This is a genomic window from Streptomyces sp. SID11385, assembly GCF_010548245.1.
Classification (GTDB): Bacteria; Actinomycetota; Actinomycetes; order Streptomycetales; family Streptomycetaceae; genus Streptomyces.
Map to the genome: position 1 here is coordinate 15,534 of NZ_JAAGLR010001001.1, position 18,538 is coordinate 34,071.

At 71.2% G+C, this 18,538-nt stretch carries 17 protein-coding genes, 1 tRNA gene and 3 pseudogenes; 15 read left to right on the plus strand and 6 right to left on the minus strand.

Annotated elements, in window-relative coordinates; all coding sequences use genetic code 11:
* The first annotated feature begins 1 nt into the window (after position 1).
* From G3I42_RS30545 to htpX, 9 genes and pseudogenes are all read left to right on the plus strand, one after another.
* The gene (locus G3I42_RS30545; RefSeq protein ID WP_343244405.1) at positions 2–1,273 is read left to right on the plus strand and encodes an MFS transporter; all 1,272 of its coding nucleotides are present in this window, start codon (positions 2–4) and stop codon (positions 1,271–1,273) included.
* Between the two features lie 83 nt (positions 1,274–1,356).
* Positions 1,357–2,583: an ATP-grasp domain-containing protein gene (locus G3I42_RS30550; RefSeq protein WP_164281802.1), complete on the plus strand. Its 1,227-nt coding sequence runs from the start codon at positions 1,357–1,359 to the stop codon at positions 2,581–2,583.
* A 122-nt stretch (positions 2,584–2,705) separates the two neighbouring features.
* The gene (locus G3I42_RS30555) at positions 2,706–3,380 is read left to right on the plus strand and encodes a hypothetical protein (RefSeq protein WP_164281801.1); all 675 of its coding nucleotides are present in this window, start codon (positions 2,706–2,708) and stop codon (positions 3,378–3,380) included.
* A 99-nt stretch (positions 3,381–3,479) separates the two neighbouring features.
* Entirely contained in the window at positions 3,480–5,267 is a 1,788-nt protein-coding gene (locus tag G3I42_RS30560; protein ID WP_164281800.1) for a type IV secretory system conjugative DNA transfer family protein, read from the plus strand.
* A 223-nt stretch (positions 5,268–5,490) separates the two neighbouring features.
* Positions 5,491–5,973: pseudogene (locus tag G3I42_RS37180) on the plus strand (DnaB-like helicase N-terminal domain-containing protein); the annotation flags it as partial.
* Positions 5,971–6,273 (plus strand): annotated as a pseudogene (locus G3I42_RS37185) (NADH-quinone oxidoreductase subunit L); the annotation flags it as partial. The pseudogenes G3I42_RS37180 and G3I42_RS37185, both read left to right, overlap by 3 nt.
* 3 nt (positions 6,274–6,276) lie before the next feature.
* Positions 6,277–8,211, plus strand: a complete 1,935-nt coding sequence (locus G3I42_RS30570) for an NADH-quinone oxidoreductase subunit M (protein ID WP_164290968.1) — start codon at positions 6,277–6,279, stop codon at positions 8,209–8,211.
* Positions 8,208–9,770: an NADH-quinone oxidoreductase subunit N gene (locus G3I42_RS30575; protein ID WP_164290969.1), complete on the plus strand. Its 1,563-nt coding sequence runs from the start codon at positions 8,208–8,210 to the stop codon at positions 9,768–9,770. The genes G3I42_RS30570 and G3I42_RS30575 overlap by 4 nt, the downstream gene beginning before the upstream one ends.
* A gap of 169 nt (positions 9,771–9,939) precedes the next feature.
* Complete coding sequence (gene htpX / locus G3I42_RS30580) at positions 9,940–10,812, plus strand: zinc metalloprotease HtpX (protein ID WP_164290970.1); 873 nt, start codon at positions 9,940–9,942, stop codon at positions 10,810–10,812.
* Between the two features lie 40 nt (positions 10,813–10,852).
* Here the strand turns inward: htpX and G3I42_RS30585 are convergent, their stop codons facing one another.
* Positions 10,853–11,275: a YccF domain-containing protein gene (locus tag G3I42_RS30585; protein WP_164290971.1), complete on the minus strand. Its 423-nt coding sequence runs from the start codon at positions 11,273–11,275 to the stop codon at positions 10,853–10,855.
* A gap of 227 nt (positions 11,276–11,502) precedes the next feature.
* Here G3I42_RS30585 and G3I42_RS30590 point away from each other — a divergent pair, with 227 nt between their 5' ends.
* Positions 11,503–11,769, plus strand: coding sequence for a GlsB/YeaQ/YmgE family stress response membrane protein (locus G3I42_RS30590; RefSeq protein ID WP_164290972.1), 267 nt, complete (start codon positions 11,503–11,505; stop codon positions 11,767–11,769).
* A 76-nt stretch (positions 11,770–11,845) separates the two neighbouring features.
* Here the strand turns inward: G3I42_RS30590 and G3I42_RS30595 are convergent, their stop codons facing one another.
* Complete coding sequence (locus G3I42_RS30595) at positions 11,846–12,334, minus strand: YajQ family cyclic di-GMP-binding protein (protein WP_030996535.1); 489 nt, start codon at positions 12,332–12,334, stop codon at positions 11,846–11,848.
* A 200-nt stretch (positions 12,335–12,534) separates the two neighbouring features.
* On the opposite strand from G3I42_RS30595, the gene G3I42_RS30600 reads away from it, so the two are divergent.
* From G3I42_RS30600 to G3I42_RS30610, 3 genes are all read left to right on the plus strand, one after another.
* Positions 12,535–12,616, plus strand: a tRNA-Tyr gene (locus G3I42_RS30600).
* 548 nt (positions 12,617–13,164) lie between these two features.
* Positions 13,165–13,953 (plus strand): GntR family transcriptional regulator, encoded by a 789-nt coding sequence (locus G3I42_RS30605; RefSeq protein ID WP_009067777.1) that lies wholly within the window; start codon positions 13,165–13,167, stop codon positions 13,951–13,953.
* A gap of 2 nt (positions 13,954–13,955) precedes the next feature.
* A complete protein-coding gene (locus tag G3I42_RS30610; RefSeq protein WP_164290973.1) occupies positions 13,956–14,726 on the plus strand; it encodes a glycosyltransferase family 2 protein in 771 nt (256 codons plus the stop codon).
* Here G3I42_RS30610 and G3I42_RS30615 read toward each other — a convergent pair.
* Together G3I42_RS30615 and G3I42_RS30620 are read right to left on the minus strand one after the other, a co-directional pair.
* Positions 14,702–15,277 (minus strand): hypothetical protein, encoded by a 576-nt coding sequence (locus G3I42_RS30615; protein ID WP_164290974.1) that lies wholly within the window; start codon positions 15,275–15,277, stop codon positions 14,702–14,704. The genes G3I42_RS30610 and G3I42_RS30615 overlap by 25 nt on opposite strands.
* A 41-nt stretch (positions 15,278–15,318) precedes the next feature.
* Positions 15,319–16,236, minus strand: coding sequence for an FkbM family methyltransferase (locus G3I42_RS30620; RefSeq protein ID WP_164290975.1), 918 nt, complete (start codon positions 16,234–16,236; stop codon positions 15,319–15,321).
* A 179-nt stretch (positions 16,237–16,415) separates the two neighbouring features.
* On the opposite strand from G3I42_RS30620, the gene G3I42_RS30625 reads away from it, so the two are divergent.
* The gene (locus tag G3I42_RS30625) at positions 16,416–17,249 is read left to right on the plus strand and encodes a hypothetical protein (RefSeq protein WP_164290976.1); all 834 of its coding nucleotides are present in this window, start codon (positions 16,416–16,418) and stop codon (positions 17,247–17,249) included.
* Positions 17,250–17,335: 86 nt separating this feature from the next.
* Entirely contained in the window at positions 17,336–17,545 is a 210-nt protein-coding gene (locus G3I42_RS37960) for a hypothetical protein (RefSeq protein ID WP_164290977.1), read from the plus strand.
* A gap of 7 nt (positions 17,546–17,552) precedes the next feature.
* Here the strand turns inward: G3I42_RS37960 and G3I42_RS30635 are convergent, their stop codons facing one another.
* Both G3I42_RS30635 and G3I42_RS30640 read right to left on the minus strand, forming a co-directional pair.
* Positions 17,553–18,209 carry an SDR family oxidoreductase gene (locus tag G3I42_RS30635; RefSeq protein ID WP_164290978.1) on the minus strand — a complete coding sequence of 219 codons (657 nt, stop codon included), beginning with the start codon at positions 18,207–18,209 and terminating at the stop codon, positions 17,553–17,555.
* Positions 18,210–18,255: 46 nt separating this feature from the next.
* A pseudogene (locus G3I42_RS30640) lies at positions 18,256–18,538 on the minus strand (hydrolase); the annotation flags it as partial.

Sequence of the window (18,538 nt, forward strand, 5' to 3'; positions counted from 1 at the left end):
CGTGTCCGTCACCCACGCATTGACCGGTGGACCGTCGCGCACCTACCTCATGCGTGCCGCCGACGCTCTGGCCAGCGCCACGACCACATACGCCGTCCCTCTGCTCGTGCTCGTCACCACCGGCTCCACCGTCCTCACCGGCCTTGCCTTCCTGATCGAATGGGTGCCCAGGATCGCCGCCTTCACCGTCGCCGGATCGCTGGTCGACCGGTGGGGTGCCGGCCACGCCTTCCGGGTCTCCAACACGGCTCGCACCCTCGTCGTCGCCGTGACCGCGGTCGTCCTTCTCATCCTTCCGAGCACAGGCGGGTTCTCGACGGCGGCAACGCTCGTCTTCGGAGCGGTCTCCGGGCTGCTGGCCGAGGTCTCCTTCGTTGCGATCGAGACGCTCGGCGCCAAGGCCAGCCGCGATATGGGCAGCCAGGCGCACCGGGTGCAGGCCGCGCAGACCGGGATCGACCAGGCCGCATTGCTGATCGGACCACTGCTCGGTGGCCTGCTCCTGCTCGCCGGGCCCACCGCCCTACTCGTGGTGGTCGCGCTCCTCGCGCTCACCGCCACCACGCTCACCCCTCCGACGAAGGCGCACACTCACCCGACGGACGACGCCCGGGAGCGGAGCAGCCTGCGCACGGGGTGGACAACGCTACGGCACACACCGGCACTGGTGTGGCTGGTCGGCGGTCTGGCTGCCTCGAATCTCGCCACCGGCGTACTGCAGGCTTCGGCCCCGATCACCGTCGTCCATCACTTCCACTACTCAACCGCCGCTGTGGGGTCGGTCTGGAGTGCGGCAGCGGTGGCCTCCCTGGTGGCGATCTGGATCAGCCGCCGGGCCATCGACCGCTTCGGAATCTGGGCTGTGGGCGCGAGCATGGCCGCCCTCGTCACCCTCGCGTGCCTGGGCGCGGCCCTGGCCCCCACCTTCCCCGCGTACACGATTGCGGTGGCGGCGGTCATGGCCGGTGAGGGAGCGATGACCGTGGTGCTGCGCACCCTGCGCGCCCATGCCATCCCCGCTCCGGCGTTCGGCTCGACCCTGGCCGTGACGATCATCCTGGTGCTGCTGCCGCTCCCGCTCGCCGGAGCCCTGATTGCCCTCGTCCCCGCCGACAGCATTCCGCTCCTCCTGCTGGCTTGCGCCATTCTTCAAGGCGCGGCGCTGGCTGTGTGCTTCGCCGGCCTTCGCCGCCACCGCAGCGCCTACGACCTCCCCGGCCACCGGGCCCGTGCCTCCGCGTCGGAGTCCGAGCACGTGGCGGACGCGCGATGACGTGTGCCCCGGGCCTCGTCCTTCCCCTTCCTTTCCTCTCCCTTCCCGATTTCCGTGCACCTGGAGGTTCTCCCGTGTCGCAGATGACCACATCCCCGCTGCTGATCGTCGTCGGGGGTACGGACCCCGTCTACCGGGGGTACTGCGTCGAGCAGGCCGCCGCCGGATATCCCATCGCGCTGATCGACACCAAGTCGCCGTCCTGGGCGCACCACTTGGTAGCCGATCACGAGGTCGCCGACATTCACGATGTCGACTCGGTGGTCGCGGCTGGCCTGGCCCTGGCTGAGCGGCACCGGGTCGCGGGGGTGGTGACGTGGGACGAGTACGCGCTCGTGCCCACCGCAGCGCTCGTCGAACGCCTCGGCGTGCCCGGCAACGCGGTGGAGGCGATGACTGCGTGCCGCGACAAGGCCAGGAGCCGCCGCCTGTTCGCCGAGCACGACGTTCCCTCGGCCACTTCGACGCGCGTCACCAGCCTGGAACAGGCACGTGAGGCCGCGCTCAGTACCGGCTTCCCCGTCGTCCTTAAGCCGTCCTCCCACGCTGCGAGCATCGGCGTGATCCGCGCCGACAACATTGAAGAGCTGCTCGTTGCTTGGGAGTTTGCCTCGGCCGGGGCCGGTGAGCAGGGCCCGGAGGGCAGCGGTGTGCTCGTCGAGGAATACCTGGCGGGCCCGGAAGTCTCCGTCGAGTGCGTCACCCACCAGGGCATCACCACCGCGCTGGCCGTCACCCGCAAGGAGGTCGGCTTCGCCCCGTACTTCGAGGAGACGGGCCACACCGTGGATGCCGCCGACCCGCTCCTGCCCGAGGTCGCGCCCGTCGCGATCCAGGCCGTACGGGCGCTCGGGGTGACCTCCGGTATCCAGCACGTGGAGATGCGCCTTACCGCCACGGGGCCCAGGATCATCGAGGTGAACGCGCGCATCGGCGGGGACCGGATCGGCACGCTCGTTCGCCTCGCGACCGGCCTCGACCTGCCCCGCATCGCCGCCGACGTCGCCTGCGGACGCCAGCCCGACCTCACGCGCACCGCCCACACGACCGCCGCGATCAAGATCCTCTACCCGCCGGCCTCGGGCGTCCTCACCGCCCGCGAGTTGTCCGCCGACGCGGATGCGACGTGCCCGTGGCTTCACGAGGTGACGTGGCTGCGCAAGGTCGGCGAACAGGTGGCGCTGCCCCCGGCCGGGAATCTCGACACCGCCCGCGTCGGCTTCCTCATCGTCACCGATGACACCGCTCAGGAGACCCGGGCCCGCCTCGCCTCCCTCACGGACGACCTCACTCTCACGGTCACCCGGTGAACCCCCTACACCCAGGCGCTCGCGCTGCCAGACCCACCGGCGGCGACCAGCGAGAGCACGGGCGGTGGGCGCGACCCGTACGAGCCCACCGTCCGGTCCCAGTCCCAGGCCGAGGAGCAGAAGTGCCGGAATTCCACCCCAGCATCGGCGACGCCATCGGCGCGGCGATGTCCCACAACATCAAACTCGCACACGGCGCAGTGCCGGGCCCGGACGAAGATACGCGGGTCCGCTACATTCCGCCGCCCGGCGCCGACTCGTATTCGGTGCGCGGGATGATCCACCGGCTGACCGAGGACGCCTCGCCGGGAGAGGTCGCCAGCATCCTTGAGGAAGTCACCAGCGCCTTGGCGGGTGTGTTGCCGGAACTGATTGGACTGACGGCCGCAGCAGCGGACTGGACACGTCTGCGGCTTTCCTTCGACAACCCGGTTCCGCCCAACGCCCCGTTCGAGACGTGGACTCGCCTCGCCGCCGCGCACAACATGCTGGAAGGGGCTCAGGAGTACCTGCTGGACGCAGAGGCAGGCGTCGCCGCCTGCCCCCAGGAGCGCACGCACCCTCGGCACCACGAAATGGTCTACGAGCTGCGGACGCGGGAACTGCTTCACGACGTCATGGGCGCCCCGGCTCCCCACGCCGCACCGTCCACCGCCGATACACGGACGGAAACGAAGAGGCAGCAGGCCGCGCAGAGCACGTCCCCGAACGTCGTCGCACGCGGGACACCTACACAGCACGAGACGGCCGAAGCCCCACCGAGCGCTGCTTCGCACCGCCCGCCCCACACCCGCTGACCAGCCCGCCCCACTCGTCCAGGAGTTCCAGATGCCACACCGCAGATTGCATCTCGCCCCCTCCGCCCTTCTCCGCCCGCGCCTCCTCCTGGACTCTTCATGCCCGCACAACGCACTACCGCGCCCTCGGCCACCACCGGGACGGACGCGCTCCTGTATCTCCTGTTCGGCGCACTCGGCTTCGGGCTCTGCGTCGGCTCCCTGACCTGGCTCAGCGGAAACCTGACCAACACCCTCCTCGGGGTCGGGCCCTGGACGCCGTTCGAGGTGACCGACGGGCTGCTTCGCCCCGCCGAGACGTGGCCGCATCTGTCCACAACCGAAATCCTGATCGGCGCGCGGATCGTCCCCGGCCTGCTGGCTCTCGGCCTCGCCGTCCTCGGCATCGCACTGTGGATCAGGTGGCGAGGCGGGGCAAGGAGGGGCCTCGCCCGCAGGGGCGATCTCTCCCCGCTGCTCGGGAAGGAGATCACGGCCAAGGCCCGCGATCTGCGGCCCTCGCTCAGCACACTGCGCGCGAAGAACATCGCTCCCGCCGACAGGGGCGTTCTCCTGGGCGCCCTCTCGCCGGGGCGGACGGAGGTGCGAGCCTCATGGGAGGACGTGATCGTCGCGATCATGGCACCGCGCAGCGGCAAGACCAGCGCCTTGGCAATCCCCGCGATCCTCTCCGCCCCCGGCCCCGTTCTCCTCACAAGCAACAAAGCGGCGAACGACGCCTACACGACCACGGTCGGCGCCCGCAGCGAGGTCGGCACGGCCTGGACGCTCGACCCGCAGCAGATCGCACACCACCCGCGCGAGATGTGGTGGGACATCCTCGCCGATGCCCGCGATCTCGCCGGGGCAAAGCGGCTTGCCGGTCATTTCGTCGCCGCGAGCGTGGACGAGTCGAACGGCAACGACTTCTGGTCGACCGCCGCCGCCAACACGCTCGCCGCCCTCTTCCTCGCCGCCGCCAGCCACCGCCGCCCCGTCACCGACGCCCTGGCCTGGCTCGCCTCACCCGCCGACCGCACCCCGGTCGACCTCCTCACCGATGCCGGCCACCACGCGGTCGCCGCTCAACTCCAGGGCACCGTCTCAGGCGCGGTCGAAACACGAGACGGCATTTACGAGACCGCCCGCCAATACGCGAGCTGCCTCCTCGACCCCGAAGTCTCAGCCTGGGTCACTCCCCACCCGGGCCTTCCCGAGTTCAAGCCCAGCGCCTTCGCCTCCTCCACAGACACCCTCTTCCTGCTGAGCAAGGACGGCGGAGGCTCAGCGAGCGCGATCATCGCCGCTGCAGCCGATGCCGTCATGCGCGCCGCCGTCGTCGTCGCCGAACGCTCCGGAGGGCGCCTCGACCCGCCCGCCCTGTGCGTCCTCGACGAAGCCGCGAACGTCTGCAAAATCTCGGACCTACCGGACTTGTACAGCCACCTGGGCAGCCGGGGGGTCATCCCGATCACGATCCTGCAGTCCTACCGGCAGGGGCAGCGCTGCTGGGGCGAGGCCGGGATGGACGCCCTCTGGTCGGCGGCCACCATCAAGATCGTCGGCTCGGGCATCGACGACGCGGACTTCGCCGACCGGCTCAGCAAGCAGGTCGGGGATCACGACGTCCAGACCACCTCCGTCTCCACCAGCGAAAGCGGCAAGTCCACGTCGGTGAGCATGCGCACCGAACGCATCCTGCCCCCTGACGCGATCCGCGCCCTGCCCAAGGGCAAAGCCCTCCTGCTCGCCACCGGCCTGCGGATTGCCATGCTCACCCTGCGCCCCTGGTACAAGGAACCCCACGCGAAGACGATCGGCCCGGCCTCCGCCCACGCCACCAAGGCCATCACCGCACGAGCCCTCGCGAAGGACAACCAGCGCGACGACTACGGGCTGTCGGCATGAGCGCCTCCTCTCTCGCTCCCGGACGTCTGGGCCGCTCGCCCGCCGTCCGCCGCAACGGTCAGTGGTGGCTGGTCAGCGAGGCGGGCGCTATAGCCGCCACGGACACTGCCTTCGCCGCGACGCTCGACAGCCTCGCCCGCGCCCTGGACGACGCCGAGCACGCCGTCGCCCGTCTTCGCGCCGTAGCCCCTGGCTCCTCCGCGCCGGAGTCGGGAGAGCACCGGTGAACCCGCTCCTGAGCGCCGAGCAGGCGGTCCTCGGCGCGATCCTCCTCGACCCCGGTCAGCTTGCCCACCTCGGCTGGCTCGCTCCAGCCCACTTCGAACGGCCCGCGCACCGGGCTCTGTTCTCTGCCATGTGCACGCTGCGCGACAAACATCACCCCGCGCTCGCCGGGGACGACGTCCCGTTGTCGTGGATCACCGACGCTGTCGCCGAGGCCGGCCGCCACGTACGGGGCCTGACCGACGTGTACGCCCACTCCCTGGTGCAAGGCTGCCCACATCCCGAACACGCCCCCGTTTACGGGCGTATGGTGCTGGAGGGCGCCATCCACCGCACCATCACCCAGCACGCGATCCGCCTCCACCAAGCCGCCCGCGCTGACTCCGTACGCGGAGACGTCGAAGGCGCCCTCCACCAAGCCGACGTGCTCACCGGTGTCCTGCGGGATCTCTCCGAGAGCTGGGGTGCCGAAGCCCGCCCCGCCGACCCGGGCCGCCTCCTCCTCGGCGGCCTCCACCGCCGCGCGGCCACCGGCTTCCACCTCGACCGCCTGTACAGCGCCCTCGCGGTCACCCCGGTCCGGGCCGGCGCCCGGCTCGTCCGCTTCCTGGACACGGCCGTCGTCGACACCTACGTCCGCGCCGCCGCCGCCCTCCCCCGACTGCTGGGCGCCGCCGCACGCCGCGCCCAGACCGGCAACATCCAGACGTACCTGGGCGCGCTGATCGCCGCAGCCGCCCTCCTGACCTGCGCGGTCGTCCTCTATGCGGCGGGAGCCTGAACCGTGGCCCACATCTTCGGCGCCCTCGCGCCGCACGCACTCCAGGCAGGCGCGAGCGCCCCCGGTATCGCCGGCATCCCGCCCGCCCCGGCGGGCACGAGCCACCTCACGAGCGGAGCGCCCGCGGACCTCGCGAGCGGCGCCCTCGTCGGCCTCGGCGGCACCGCCCAGTCCGTCCTGCTCCTGATCGTCGTCCTCGGTCCCCTCCTCGGCGCCCTCGCGGCCCTGCTGCCGGCCCCGCCCGGACTGCGCGGCCGCAACCCCGAGCAGGCCGTGCTCCGCCACGGCGTCACCGTCAGCGCCGCGATCCTCGCCGCCGCGCTGCTCCTCGCCCTCGGCTTCGACCGCGACCAGGCCGCCCACATCCAGGCGAGCACGGACGTGAGCTGGATCGCCGCGTACGACATCCGCTTCCACCTCGGCGTCGACGGCATCTCGCTCCCCCTCCTCGTCCTCACGGCCCTCCTCACCTTCCTCTGCGCCCTGCACAGCTACTTCCGCCCGCCCAAGGGCGGCACCCCCCGCGCCTTCGTGGCGCTCCTGCTGCTGCTCGAAGGCGGCGCGCTCGCCGCCTTCGCCGTGCTCGACCTCGTGCTCTTCTTCGTCGCCTTCGAGACCGTCCTGGTCCCGATGTACTTCCTCATCGCCCGCTGGGGCGGCGCCAGGCGGGAGCGGGCCGCCTGGAAGTTCATCCTCTTCACCCTGGTCGGCTCCGCCGTCATGCTCCTCGGGCTGCTCCTGATCGGCCTGAAGGCGGGCACGTTCGACATGGTGGCACTCGCCACTGACAACGGCTCAGGTCTCAGCAAGTCCGTGCAGGTCACGGCCGTTCTGGCGATCGGTCTCGGCCTCGCGGTCAAGTCCCCGATGTGGCCGCTGCACAGCTGGCTGCCCGCCGCGCACACCGCCGCGCCCACGGCCGGCTCGGTCATGCTCGCCGGGGTCCTGCTGAAGATGGGCACGTACGGCTTCGTACGCGTCGCGATCCCCGTCGCCCCGGAGGGCATGAAGGTCTTCGCACCCTGGCTCGCGGTCCTCGCCGCCGCTGGCATCCTGTGGGGCTCGCTCGCGTGCCTCCAGCTCGTACGGCGCGGCTCCGGCGGCGACCTCAAGCGCCTCGTCGCGTACTCGTCGGTGGGCCACATGGGCTTCGTCCTGCTCGGCATCGCGAGCATGACCCCGCAGGGCCTCAACGGCGCGCTCTTCGCGAACATCGCCCACGGCCTCATCACAGGGCTGCTGTTCTTCCTCGTCGGCGGCGTCAAGGACCGCGTGGGCACGTCCGTCCTCGACCGCCTCAGCGGCTCCGCCGGAGCGGCGCTCTACGGCCGCGCCCCGCGCTACGCGGTGCTCCTCGCCTTCGCCGCCGTCGCCTCGCTCGGCCTCCCCGGCCTCGCGGGCTTCTGGGGCGAGATGCTGACGATGTACGGGGCCTTCGACCCGGCGGGCGGCCTGAACCGTGCCACGTACCTCACCTGCATGGCCGTCGCCGGGCTCGGCACGCTCCTCACCGCCGCGTACCTCCTCCTCGTCGTCCGCCGCCTGTGCATGGGCCCGACGCCCCTCCGGGACAACGCACTCCTTCCGGTGAATTCCCCCCTGGGGGAGAGCGCGGACTCCGCGCCCGCCGGGACGACCGCCCCCAGTACCGGCCCCGCCACCGCCCTCGCCACCGCCGCAGAGCCCGGGACGGCCGCCGAGCCCGCGACCGCAGCCGACGAGCCCGCCCCCCTCCTCCTCGACGCCCCGCCGACCCCGGCCGCGCCGTACGAGCCGCCCGTCCTCGCCGAGCGCCCCTTCCCCGAGCTGAGCGCCCCCGAGGCGGTCGCCTGGACCCCGCTCGTCGCCCTCACCGTCCTCGCCGGGCTCTGGCCCGCGCTCCTCATCGGCCTCAGCGACCCGGCCGTCCACCAGCTGCTCACCGGAGGCGCGGCATGACCACCCTCGTGCAGTCCGTCGACTGGCTCGCCGTCGCCCCGCCCGCGCTCACCGCCCTCGTCGCGCTCGCCGTCCTCGTCGCGGACCTCTTCACGCCGCAGGCCCGCAAACCCCTCCTCGGCATCGGCGCCGTCGCGGGCCTCGCCCTCGCCCTCCTGAGCCTCCTCCCGCTCCTCGACGGCGACCGCGCGACGTTCTGCGTCGCCAAGGCGGGGTGCAGCTACCGGGCCGACCACTTCGCCCTCACCGTCCAGCTCCTCGTCCTCGGCGGCGCGCTCCTCACCACGCTCCTCTCCTTCACCGCCGTGCGCGAGCAGCGTCTCCCGGCGGGCGAGTACTGGTTCCTGCTCCTCTCCTCCGCCGCCGGAGCCGCCCTCCTCCCCGCCGCCCGCGACCTCGCGACGCTGATCGTCGCCCTGGAGGTCGCGACGCTCCCGTCCTTCGCGCTCGTCGGACTGCGCCACGGCGAGCGCCGCTCCGCCGAAGCGGCCCTCAAGTTCTTCCTCTCCTCCGTCACCGCGACCGCCGTGACCCTCCTCGGCACCGCCTTCGTCTACGCGAGCACGGGCAGCGTCCACCTCGACGCGATCGCGGCCGCCCTCGGCGACGTCGACCCGCAGCTGCGCACCCTCGCCCGCGTCGGCGTCGTCCTCACCCTCGTCGGCTTCGCCTTCAAGACCGCCGCCGTCCCCTTCCACTTCTGGGTCCCCGACACGTACACGGGCGCTCCGCTCCCGGTCGCGGCGTACCTCTCCGTCGTCGGCAAGGCGGTCGGCTTCTCGGGCCTCGCGCTGGTCACCGTGCGCGCCTTCCCCTCGTACGGGAACGTCTGGGGCCCCGCCCTCGCCGTCCTCGCCGCGCTCACGATGACGATCGGCAACGCGGCGGCGCTCCGCCAGGACCCCACGCGCGCCTTCAGCGCCGTGCGCCTCCTCGCGTGGTCCTCGGTCGGCCAGGCCGGCTACCTCCTCGTCCCGCTCGCCTCCGCCGCGTACACGGACCGCCGGGAACACGCGATCGGCGCGACGCTCGCGTACGCGCTCATGTACGCGGCCGTCAACCTCGGCTCCTTCGCCGCCGTGGCACTCCTCGCACGCGGTCGCCTCGCCGACTTCCAGGGCCTGTACGCGCGCAACCCCGCGCTCGCCCTGCTCCTCGCCTTCTTCCTCCTGTGCCTCGCCGGCCTCCCGCCGGGCCTCGCGGGCCTCTTCGCGAAGCTCGCCGTCTTCGAGGCCGCGATCGACGCGGGCCTCGGCTGGCTCGCGGTCGTCACGGCCGTCAACGTCGCGATCGCCCTCGTGTACTACCTCCGCTGGACGGCGTCCCTCTTCCGTACGACACCGGAACCGGCCACGGACGCGGGCGACCTCCCGGCCGCCGGGGGCGGCACCCTGACGGCCGTACGGGAGCAGGCGCCCGTACGGGAAGCGGCCCCCGCCCTCGCGACCGGCCGCCCCCTCGCCCTCGTCACCGTCCTGACCCTCTGCGGCCTCCTCGCCGTGGCGCTCTCGGCGGCCCCGCAGCTGATCCTCCGCCTCGCGGACGTCACGCTCTTCTGAGCCTCCTCACCCGCACGGAGGACAACCGCGCCCCCGCCGAACGGGGAACCTGAGCCGTTCGCCTGGCGTTGACCAGTAACGAAGGGTCCACTGGGACCCAGGTCCACCGGGCGCCGGCCACCGGCAGCGCCAGGAAGGGTTCCCCGCCGCACGACTTGGAGGGCGTACCGTGCACCGCCGGCACAATGGCTTGAAGACCGCTGTACTCCTCGGGGGCCTGTCCGCGCTCATCCTCGTCATCGGCTCCTTCTTCGGCCGCACGGGGCTGATCATCGCGCTGCTCGTCGCGATCGGCACGAACGCCTACGCGTACTGGAACAGCGACAAGCTCGCGCTGCGCGCCATGCGCGCCAGGCCCGTCAGCGAGTTCGAGGCCCCTGGCCTCTACCGGATCGTGCGCGAGCTCTCCACCGAGGCCCGCCAGCCCATGCCCCGCCTGTACATCTCGCCCACGGAGGCCCCCAACGCCTTCGCCACCGGGCGCAACCCGCGCAACGCCGCCGTGTGCTGCACCGACGGCATCCTGCGCATCCTCGACGAGCGCGAGCTGCGCGGCGTGCTCGGGCACGAGCTGAGCCACGTCTACAACCGGGACATCCTCATCTCCTCGGTCGCGGGCGCCCTGGCCTCCGTGATCATGTTCCTGGTCAACTTCGCGTGGCTGATTCCCATCGGCCGCTCGGACGACGACGAAGGCCCGGGACTCGTCGGGCTGCTCCTGACGATGCTCCTCGGCCCGCTGGCCGCCTCGCTCATCCAGCTCGCCATCAGCCGCTCCCGCGAGTACCAGGCGGACGCGTCCGGGGCCCAGCTCACCGGCGACCCGCTCGCCCTCGCCTCCGCGCTCCGCAAGCTCGACGCGGGCACGAAGCAGCTCCCGCTGCCCTCCGAGCCACGCATCGAGACGGCGAGCCACATGATGATCGCCAACCCCTTCCGGCCCGGTCAGGGGCTGACGAGCATGTTCTCCACGCACCCGCCGATGGCGGAGCGCATCCAGCGCCTGGAGCGGATGGCGGGCGGCGGCGAGCAGCGCCCCTGACGGCGGTCACCGGCCGGTGCGCGTCAGCAGCCGCCGCGCGTCACCAGTTCCGCGCCTCGCCCCGGCGGGCGGCGAAGGGCTGGTCGGTCGGGACGACCTCGCGCCCGAGCGGCATGAGCGAGATCGGGATGAGCTTGAGGTTCGCCCAGCCGAAGGGGATGCCGATGATCGAGAGGAAGAGCGGGATGCTCGTCAGCAGGTGGCCGAGCGCGAGCCACCAGCCGGCGAAGACCACCCAGATCACGTTGCCGACGAAGGAGGGCGCCCCCGCGTCCGGGCGCTCCACGGTCGTGCGCCCGAAGGGCCAGAGCACGTAGCCCGCGATGCGGAAGGAAGCGATCCCGAACGGGATCGTGATGATGAAAATGCAGCAGATGACGCCCGCGAGCAGATAGCCGAGGGCCATCCAGATGCCGCAGAAGATCAGCCACAGCAGGTTGAGCACGAGGTTGAGCAGTTTCACGAGATCGCCTTTCGCGCGTCCGTCCCGGTCCCGGGGTCGTCCCCCCCCACACCTACCAACGGTGAGGACGCCGCCAAGCGCCGCGCGCCTGCTTTGTTGCGCGATCGGGAAGCGGACGCGCGGCCGGTGACACGACCGTGACACCGCTGCGTCAACCTCGCAGGTGATCACGTACGTCCTCATGGGTAGAGCCCCCCGAAAGCAAAACGATCAGGAGTGGGACGCACATGGGCATCATCAGCTGGATCATCCTCGGCCTGCTGGCGGGAGCGGTCGCGAAGATCCTCCTCCCGGGCCGCGACCCGGGCGGCCTCGTCGGCACGACCCTCATCGGCATCGTCGGCGCTTTCCTCGGTGGCTGGATCTCGTCCCGCTTCCTGGACCACCCGATCTCGAAGGACTTCTACGACCTGCCCACGTGGATCTCGGCGGTCGGCGGCTCCCTCGTCCTCCTGGTCGGCTACCGGCTGATCTTCGGCAACTCGCGGGACTGAACCGGAGGCCGGTACGGGTGAGGGGCGGCGCACTCGCGGTGCGCCGCCCCTCACCCGTACCACCCGCGCCCGTCGCCTACCGGTAGTTGACGAACTGGAGCGCGAAGTCGAAGTCCTTGCCCTTCAGCAGCGCGATGACGGACTGGAGGTCGTCGCGGCTCTTCGAGGAGACCCGCAGCTCATCGCCCTGGACCTGGGCCTTGACGCCCTTGGGACCTTCGTCGCGGATGATCTTCGCGACCTTCTTGGCGTTGTCCTGCGAGATGCCCTCCTCGACGGAGGCGAAGAGCTTGTACTCCTTGCCGGAGATCTGCGGCTCACCCGCGTCCAGCGACTTCAGCGAGATGCCCCGCTTCACCAGCTTGGACTGGAAGACGTCCAGGATCGCCTTCACGCGCTCCTCGGAGTTCGCCTCCATGAGGATCTTCTCGCCCGACCACGCGATGGACGCACCCACGCCCTTGAAGTCGTAGCGCTGCGAGATCTCCTTGGCGGCCTGGTTGAGGGCGTTGTCGACCTCCTGCCGCTCGACCTTCGAGACGATGTCGAAACTGGAGTCGGCCATGTTCCTGTGGCTCCTTGGCTCGGATTGCACGTATGACAGAGGGCAGCGACCCCCAGCGGGCCGCAGCCCCAAAGCCTAGCCACCCCACCCCCCGCCCGCCCCGGACAACCGGGTGGCGAAGCACCCCCCACCATCAGGTATTGTTTTCCCCGTTGGAAGGAGAGCCCCGGCCCCGGCCGGAAAACCGACCAGCAATCCCAGGCGGTGTGCCCGAGCGGCCAAAGGGAGCAGACTGTAAATCTGCCGGCTCAGCCTTCCCAGGTTCGAATCCTGGCGCCGCCACACGGGAACGAGGGGCCCGGTAATCAGCCGAAACGGCTGGTCACCGGGCCCCTCGTCGTTGTGCGGGACGAAGACGAGAGAGCGCGGCGCGCCGCGAGAAAAGGCGGCGGGCAGAGCCCCGCCCGGGAGCCGAACCCGGCCTTCGATCATCGGTGCTGCCGTACGGGAGCGCTCACCGCTCGACGACGTGGCAGTTGAGGTCCCGGGGCATGACGGTGACACCGCCTGGCCCTCGGCCCGCAGCCTCTCGCCGAGCAGCGGCGCGAACGTCGGTGCGCGGCGGCGCAACCAGGGCGCGGAGGCCGGGGGCGGACGGGACGGCGTCTCGTACGGGCGCGTCGGGTGGCGGGTCCTCGTCCATTGTTCAGTTGTCGAGGAACGGCCAGGTCAGGGCGCCGATGGTGTGCGGTGAAGCCACCTTCCCGGCTGCGCTCCCGGCCTCGCCCGGAGACGGCGCCCGCGCCGGATCACCGAGCGCTTCACTCCTGTTGAGGACAAGTCCTGTTGAGGACTTAAGCTGTGATCGCGACGAACCAAGGAGACTTGCCATGGCGAAGCGGTACGAGAAGATCGCGGATGAATTGCGCGAAGAGATCCGAAGCGGTCACCCGGCGCCCGGGGAACGGCTCCCGGCCGAGACGGCGCTCGCGGAGAAGTACCGCGTGAGCGTGCCGACGATGCGGCAGGCGATGGGGGTACTCCAGGCGGAAGGGCTCATCGAGCGTATCCACGGCCGCGGCACCTTCGTACGGAAGGAGCGCACCCGCAATCACCGTACGAACGAGCGGCACCAGTGGGAGAAGGACCGGGCCAGGCACCCCGAGGAGACCCGCGCCGAGACCGGTTCGACCGAGCATGACACCGGCCTGGAACTGTCCGACCTCGTCTTTCACGCGGAGTATGAGGAGATTGAGGCCGACGACGACTTGGCTGCCGTCTTCGGGGTCAAGGCGGGTACGCGGCTCATCGAACGCCGCTACCGGACGCGGCGCCGTTCGGAGAACGGGCCGTTCTCGCTGATCTCCTCGTACCTCGTGCACGATGTCGTGAGCACGAACCCCGATCTGCTCGACGCCGCCAACGAGCCGTGGCCGGGCGGCACGCAGAACCAGCTCTACACGGTCGGCATCGAACTCGGCTCCGTCGAGGAGCAGGTCACCGCACGGCCGCCCACGGTCGAGGAAGCCGAAGAACTCGACCTCACACCCGGTGTGTCCGTCCTCGTTCTGCGGAAGACTTCGCGGGCGACGGACGGGCGGGTGGTCGAGTTCTCGCGCGTCATCCTGCCCGGCGATCGTACGGAACTGACCTTCGTGACCCCTCTGCGAAAGTGGTGACGGTGACTCCCCCGAAGACCATCTCTGTCCTCACCGCGGTTCACGCGCCGGCCGCTCACCACCTGCCGGAGGCGTACAAGTCGCTTCTGGCGCAGGAACTCCCGGCGGGCTGGGACTGGCAATGGGTTGTGCAGGAAGACGGCCAGACCGAGGACGTACGCCCGCATGTCCCCGACGACGCACGTGTGTCCTTTGGGCAGGGGCGCGCGGGCCGGGCCGCCATGGCGCGGATGCTCGGGCTGGCGCGGGCGCGCGGTGAGGTCATCAAGGCCCTAGACGCGGATGACCAGCTGCCCCCCGGAGCGCTCGCGCGCGATATCGCGGCGCTCGAAGGCCGCGCAGACATCGGCTGGGTGACTTCCCGCGTCCTCGACCTGCTCCCGGACGGCAGCACCGCCGGGTTCGAGGGCGACCCGCCCGCCGGCGAACTGGCGCGCGGCAGCGTCCTGGACTACTGGCGCACCCACGATTTCCGGGCGTCCGTGCACCCAGCGACGCTCGCGGTACGGCGCGATCTGCTGCTCGCGCTCGGCGGCTGGATGGCGCTTCCGGCGAGCGAGGACACGGGGCTCCTCCTCGCGCTCAGCGCGGTGAGCGCGGGGTGGTTCAACGCCGAAACCGGACTCCTCTACCGAAAGTGGCCGGGGCAGGTCACGGGCGACGCGACGCACACGGACCCGACCGAGCGCGAGGCCCGTATGGCGGTGATCGCGGAGCGCGCGGCGGCGCTCGCGGCGACGGGGTGGACCTACTCCCCGACCGCCGGAGTCTGACCGTCGCGACGGCTCTCGGGAAGGATGAGGGCGCGGGCCGAGTGGTCCGCGCCCTGGAAGGCCCCGAGCACGCCGAGATCGGCGCGGGCGGCCTCGTGGAAGGCGTTGATGGCGCGGAAGGCTTCGCGGTTCAGGTCGCGCCACTCGGTGAGGGGCCCGTCCGTCGTCCCGCGCGCTCGCCAGTCCACCGCTTTGGTCGCGGTGTTGACCGCGTGCGCGGCCTCGATCACGTCCTCGCGGGCAAGAAGCATGACGCGCTCGAAGGCCCGGCTCCGGGCGCCTTCCGCATCGGTCAGATTCTCAGCCAGGCGGTCGTCCGGGTGCGGCGACTGCGCGAGACCGGTTCGCGCCTCGTAGAGCGCGACGGCGGAGTAAACGCAGGTCCGCACGGCGTCGATGTACACCGCGTACGTCTCCAACTTCCGCTCGTCCCACCGCGTGAGCAGCACATGCCGGACGCGCTGCCGTTCCAGCATGTGGTTCGTGAGGTGCGTCGTGAGCGCACCGATCACGACGGCCCCGATGGTGACAACCTGCCCGACAACGTCCATCCTCGCGACTCCCCCGTGCCATCGACAGCCTGAGCATGGTCTCAGGGCAGCACGTCGGTATCCACCCGTGAGAACACGAGATCGGACTCCTCGGTGACGTCGCCGCGCAGGCGCCGGAGCGGCGGCAGGGGTGCGCGGATCGCGGCGGGGTACGAGCCGGGGGAGTAGTCGTTGGGCAGACGGTACGGGTGGAAGCCGGCGGCGGCCATGGTGCCGAGCAGCTCGGCGGCGGAGTCCCCGAGATCGGCCATACGGGAGGGGGTCACCTCTACGGTGATCTCGGCATCGGGGCGAAGCTGCCCGAGAAGCGGCGCGAGCCCTCGTACGGCCTTCCCCTCGGCGCCCTCCACGTCAATCTTGATGACGCGGGCACGCCGTACTTCATCCTCGTTGAGCAGCGAGGCGAGTGGCGACGCGGGCACCTCGTGACGCGCCTCTATGGGCCCGTCGTACGGAACGATGCTGTTCGCGCCCATGTTGGCGGAGCTGGCGAGCACGAGCGTGAGCGTCTCCTCCCGATCGGAGACGGCCTGCTCGACAAGGCGCACGTTGTCGCCACGGTTGAGCCGGAGGTTCGCCCGCAGCAACTCGGCGAAGGTCGGGGACGCTTCGACGGACACGACGGCGCCGCCCGGTCCGACAAGCCGAGCCCCGAGCGCGGAGAAGTACCCGATGTTCGCCCCGACGTCCACGAAGACGTCCCCGGGCTTGAGCCGACTGCCGAGCCACTTGGTGAGGTTGGGCTCCCACATGCCGAACATGTAGATGTACCGCTGAATGAGGTCGCGGGTGTCGACGTTGAACCGGGTGCCGACGCGGGTGCGGCACTGCCGCTGGCGCGGCGTGGCGCGAAGGGATTGGTTGAGGCAGGAGTCGACGACGCGCGCCTTGGCCGCGACTCCGGGGGCGTACCGGACGTAGGCGCGCGCGGTCGCCTGAGCGACGGGCAGCGTCGTCATGGAGACTCCCGGATCGGGCGGCAGTAACTCGGGCAAGGCTAGGCTTCCGCGCCCCGCCCGGCCATGCCTCTTTCGTCGGCGCTTGCCCGCCCGCCCTCTTGTGCGGCCGCTGTGAAGGTCCTGTGGTGATCATCGGATAGGCTGCGGCTTCTTTTCGGCACTCTCTCGAAGAGGTGTGAATGAAGACAGGCAGACGGACCGCGGTCGTGGGCGCGTTCGTGGGGGCGCTCGGGCTCTCCGTGCTCAACGCGCCGGCGGCTCACGCGGCGGACACGGGGATCATCGTGTCGGACCTCGTCATCAACGACAACGTTAAGTCCATCGTCGTGGGGACGACGAAGAAGGTGTACCCGGCCTTCACCTTCAACCTCACGCTCCCGGCCGGCTACAGCACCGCCGACCCGTTCCGCTACGACGTATTCGTTTACCTCTACCACGGTGACCTCAAGGGGAAGGCCGTGAAGAACGGCGAGAACCTCATCCCCCCGATCAGCACCGGGTGCTACGAACGCGATGCCAAGCACGCGCGCTGTGAGGGCGAGCTGTTCATCGACCCGCACCCGGCCAAGTACTCGGTCGACTCCAACAGCGACGCCACGACCTGGAAGACCGCCATCGGGCTGCAGCTCTTCACGAAGAACGGCCAGCTCAAGACGGGGGAGACGGAGACCCGCCCCTACACCGTCCAGCTCAAGCGCGCCGCCAAGACCACCACCAACGCCACCCCCGAGCCCGTCACCAAGGGCAAGAAGGTCACCGTCACCGGCAAGGTGACGCGGGCGAACTGGAGCACGAAGAAGTACGACGCCTACAGCGGCCGTACCGTCAGCCTCCAGTTCCGTGCCAAGGGTGCCAAGGCGTACAAGACGCTCAAGAAGGCCACGAGCAGCAGCGCCGGGAACCTCAAGACCACGGTGACCGCCTCCGTCGACGGCTACTACCGCTGGGTCTACTACGGCAACACGACGACCGGCGCCGCCACGAGCACCGCCGATTACGTCGACGTGCGCTGACGCCCCGCCACCCTGCTACCCCGCCACACCGCCGTACGGGACCGACGGGCCCCCGCCTGTCGGTCCCGCCCCCCACACTTGACCCCATGGCTGAGCGTCGTGCGTGTCCCGAGTGTCGTCGTGAGATCGCTGTCGTGGGTGGGCGGGTGGCGCGGCATGATGCGCCGGGGACGCGGGCGGCCGGGGGGCTGGAGTCGTGTCCCGGGTCGCGGCGGTATGTCGGGGTCCGGGGCGGGCAGGACGCTCTTGAGGGGTTTGTCGTGCCGGAGTTCCCGGGGCAGATGCCCTTGTGGTGAGAGGGCGTCAGGGGGTCTTGGCCAGGCGGACCGCCGTCTCGACCGGGGTCGGGCCCGAGATGAGTTCCAGAGTCAGGCCCGCCGAGGCGGGGGAGTCGGCCAGGGCGCGGAGGACCGCGGCGACGTCGTCGCGCGGGACCTCCCCGTAGCCCGTGCTCGTGGAGAGGGCGACCTCGCCCGTGCCGGGGGCGTCCGTGAGCCGGCCCGGGCGCAGGATCGTCCAGTCCAGGCCCGTGCGCGCGCGGATCGCGTCGTCCGCCGCGCCCTTCGCGCGCAGGTACACGTCGAAGACCTCGTCGCCCTCGTGCGCCGCGTCCGCGCCCATCGAGGAGACCATCAGGAAGCGCCGCACGCCCGCGCGTTCGGCCGCGTCCGCGAGGAGCACGGCCCCGTCGCGGTCCATCGTGTCCTTGCGGTCGCGCCCGCTGTCGGGGCCCGCCCCGGCCGCGAACACCACCACGTCCGCCCCGTCGAGCGCCTGCGCCACCTCGCCGACCGTCGCCGACTCCAGGTCGCACACCACCGCCTGGGCGCCCGCGAGTTCCAGGTCGCCCGCCTGGTCCGGGTTCCGGATCAGGCCGACCGCCTCGTCACCGCGTCCGGCGAGCAGTCGCTCCAGCCGCAACGCGATCTGACCGTGTCCTCCTGCGATCACCATGCGCATGGCTCCGACGGTACGCCCGTACGAGGCCCGGCGCCGCTCGGACGGGTCAGGGCGCGGGGCGCGGGGCCCGGCTCTGGCGGGGCAGGTCGAGGCCCGCGGCGGAGTCGCAGTACTCCCGTACCGCGCTCGTCCGCGCCACCACCCGCCCCCCGTGCACGACGAGCCGCCCGTACGCGAGCGAGAGCGCGCCGGCGAGCTGGTCGCCGCGCACCGCGAGCAGCTCGGCGGGGAAGCCCGCCTCGACCCGTACCTCCGGCAGCCCGAGCAGCGCGCGGGCCGTCGTGGAGACCGCCGCGTACGCCGCGTCCGGGCGCAGTCCGTGCTGCGAG

Coding starts and splice junctions, on each gene's coding strand:
- G3I42_RS30550 (WP_164281802.1), top strand. CDS start 1,357: ATGACCACATCCCCGCTGCTGATCGTCGTCGGGGGTACGGACCCCGTC.
- G3I42_RS30560 (WP_164281800.1), top strand. CDS start 3,480: ATGCCCGCACAACGCACTACCGCGCCCTCGGCCACCACCGGGACGGAC.
- G3I42_RS30575 (WP_164290969.1), top strand. CDS start 8,208: ATGACCACCCTCGTGCAGTCCGTCGACTGGCTCGCCGTCGCCCCGCCC.
- G3I42_RS30590 (WP_164290972.1), top strand. CDS start 11,503: ATGGGCATCATCAGCTGGATCATCCTCGGCCTGCTGGCGGGAGCGGTC.
- G3I42_RS30595 (WP_030996535.1), bottom strand. CDS start 12,334: ATGGCCGACTCCAGTTTCGACATCGTCTCGAAGGTCGAGCGGCAGGAG.
- G3I42_RS30605 (WP_009067777.1), top strand. CDS start 13,165: ATGGCGAAGCGGTACGAGAAGATCGCGGATGAATTGCGCGAAGAGATC.
- G3I42_RS30615 (WP_164290974.1), bottom strand. CDS start 15,277: ATGGACGTTGTCGGGCAGGTTGTCACCATCGGGGCCGTCGTGATCGGT.
- G3I42_RS30620 (WP_164290975.1), bottom strand. CDS start 16,236: ATGACGACGCTGCCCGTCGCTCAGGCGACCGCGCGCGCCTACGTCCGG.
- G3I42_RS30625 (WP_164290976.1), top strand. CDS start 16,416: ATGAAGACAGGCAGACGGACCGCGGTCGTGGGCGCGTTCGTGGGGGCG.
- G3I42_RS37960 (WP_164290977.1), top strand. CDS start 17,336: ATGGCTGAGCGTCGTGCGTGTCCCGAGTGTCGTCGTGAGATCGCTGTC.
- G3I42_RS30635 (WP_164290978.1), bottom strand. CDS start 18,209: ATGCGCATGGTGATCGCAGGAGGACACGGTCAGATCGCGTTGCGGCTG.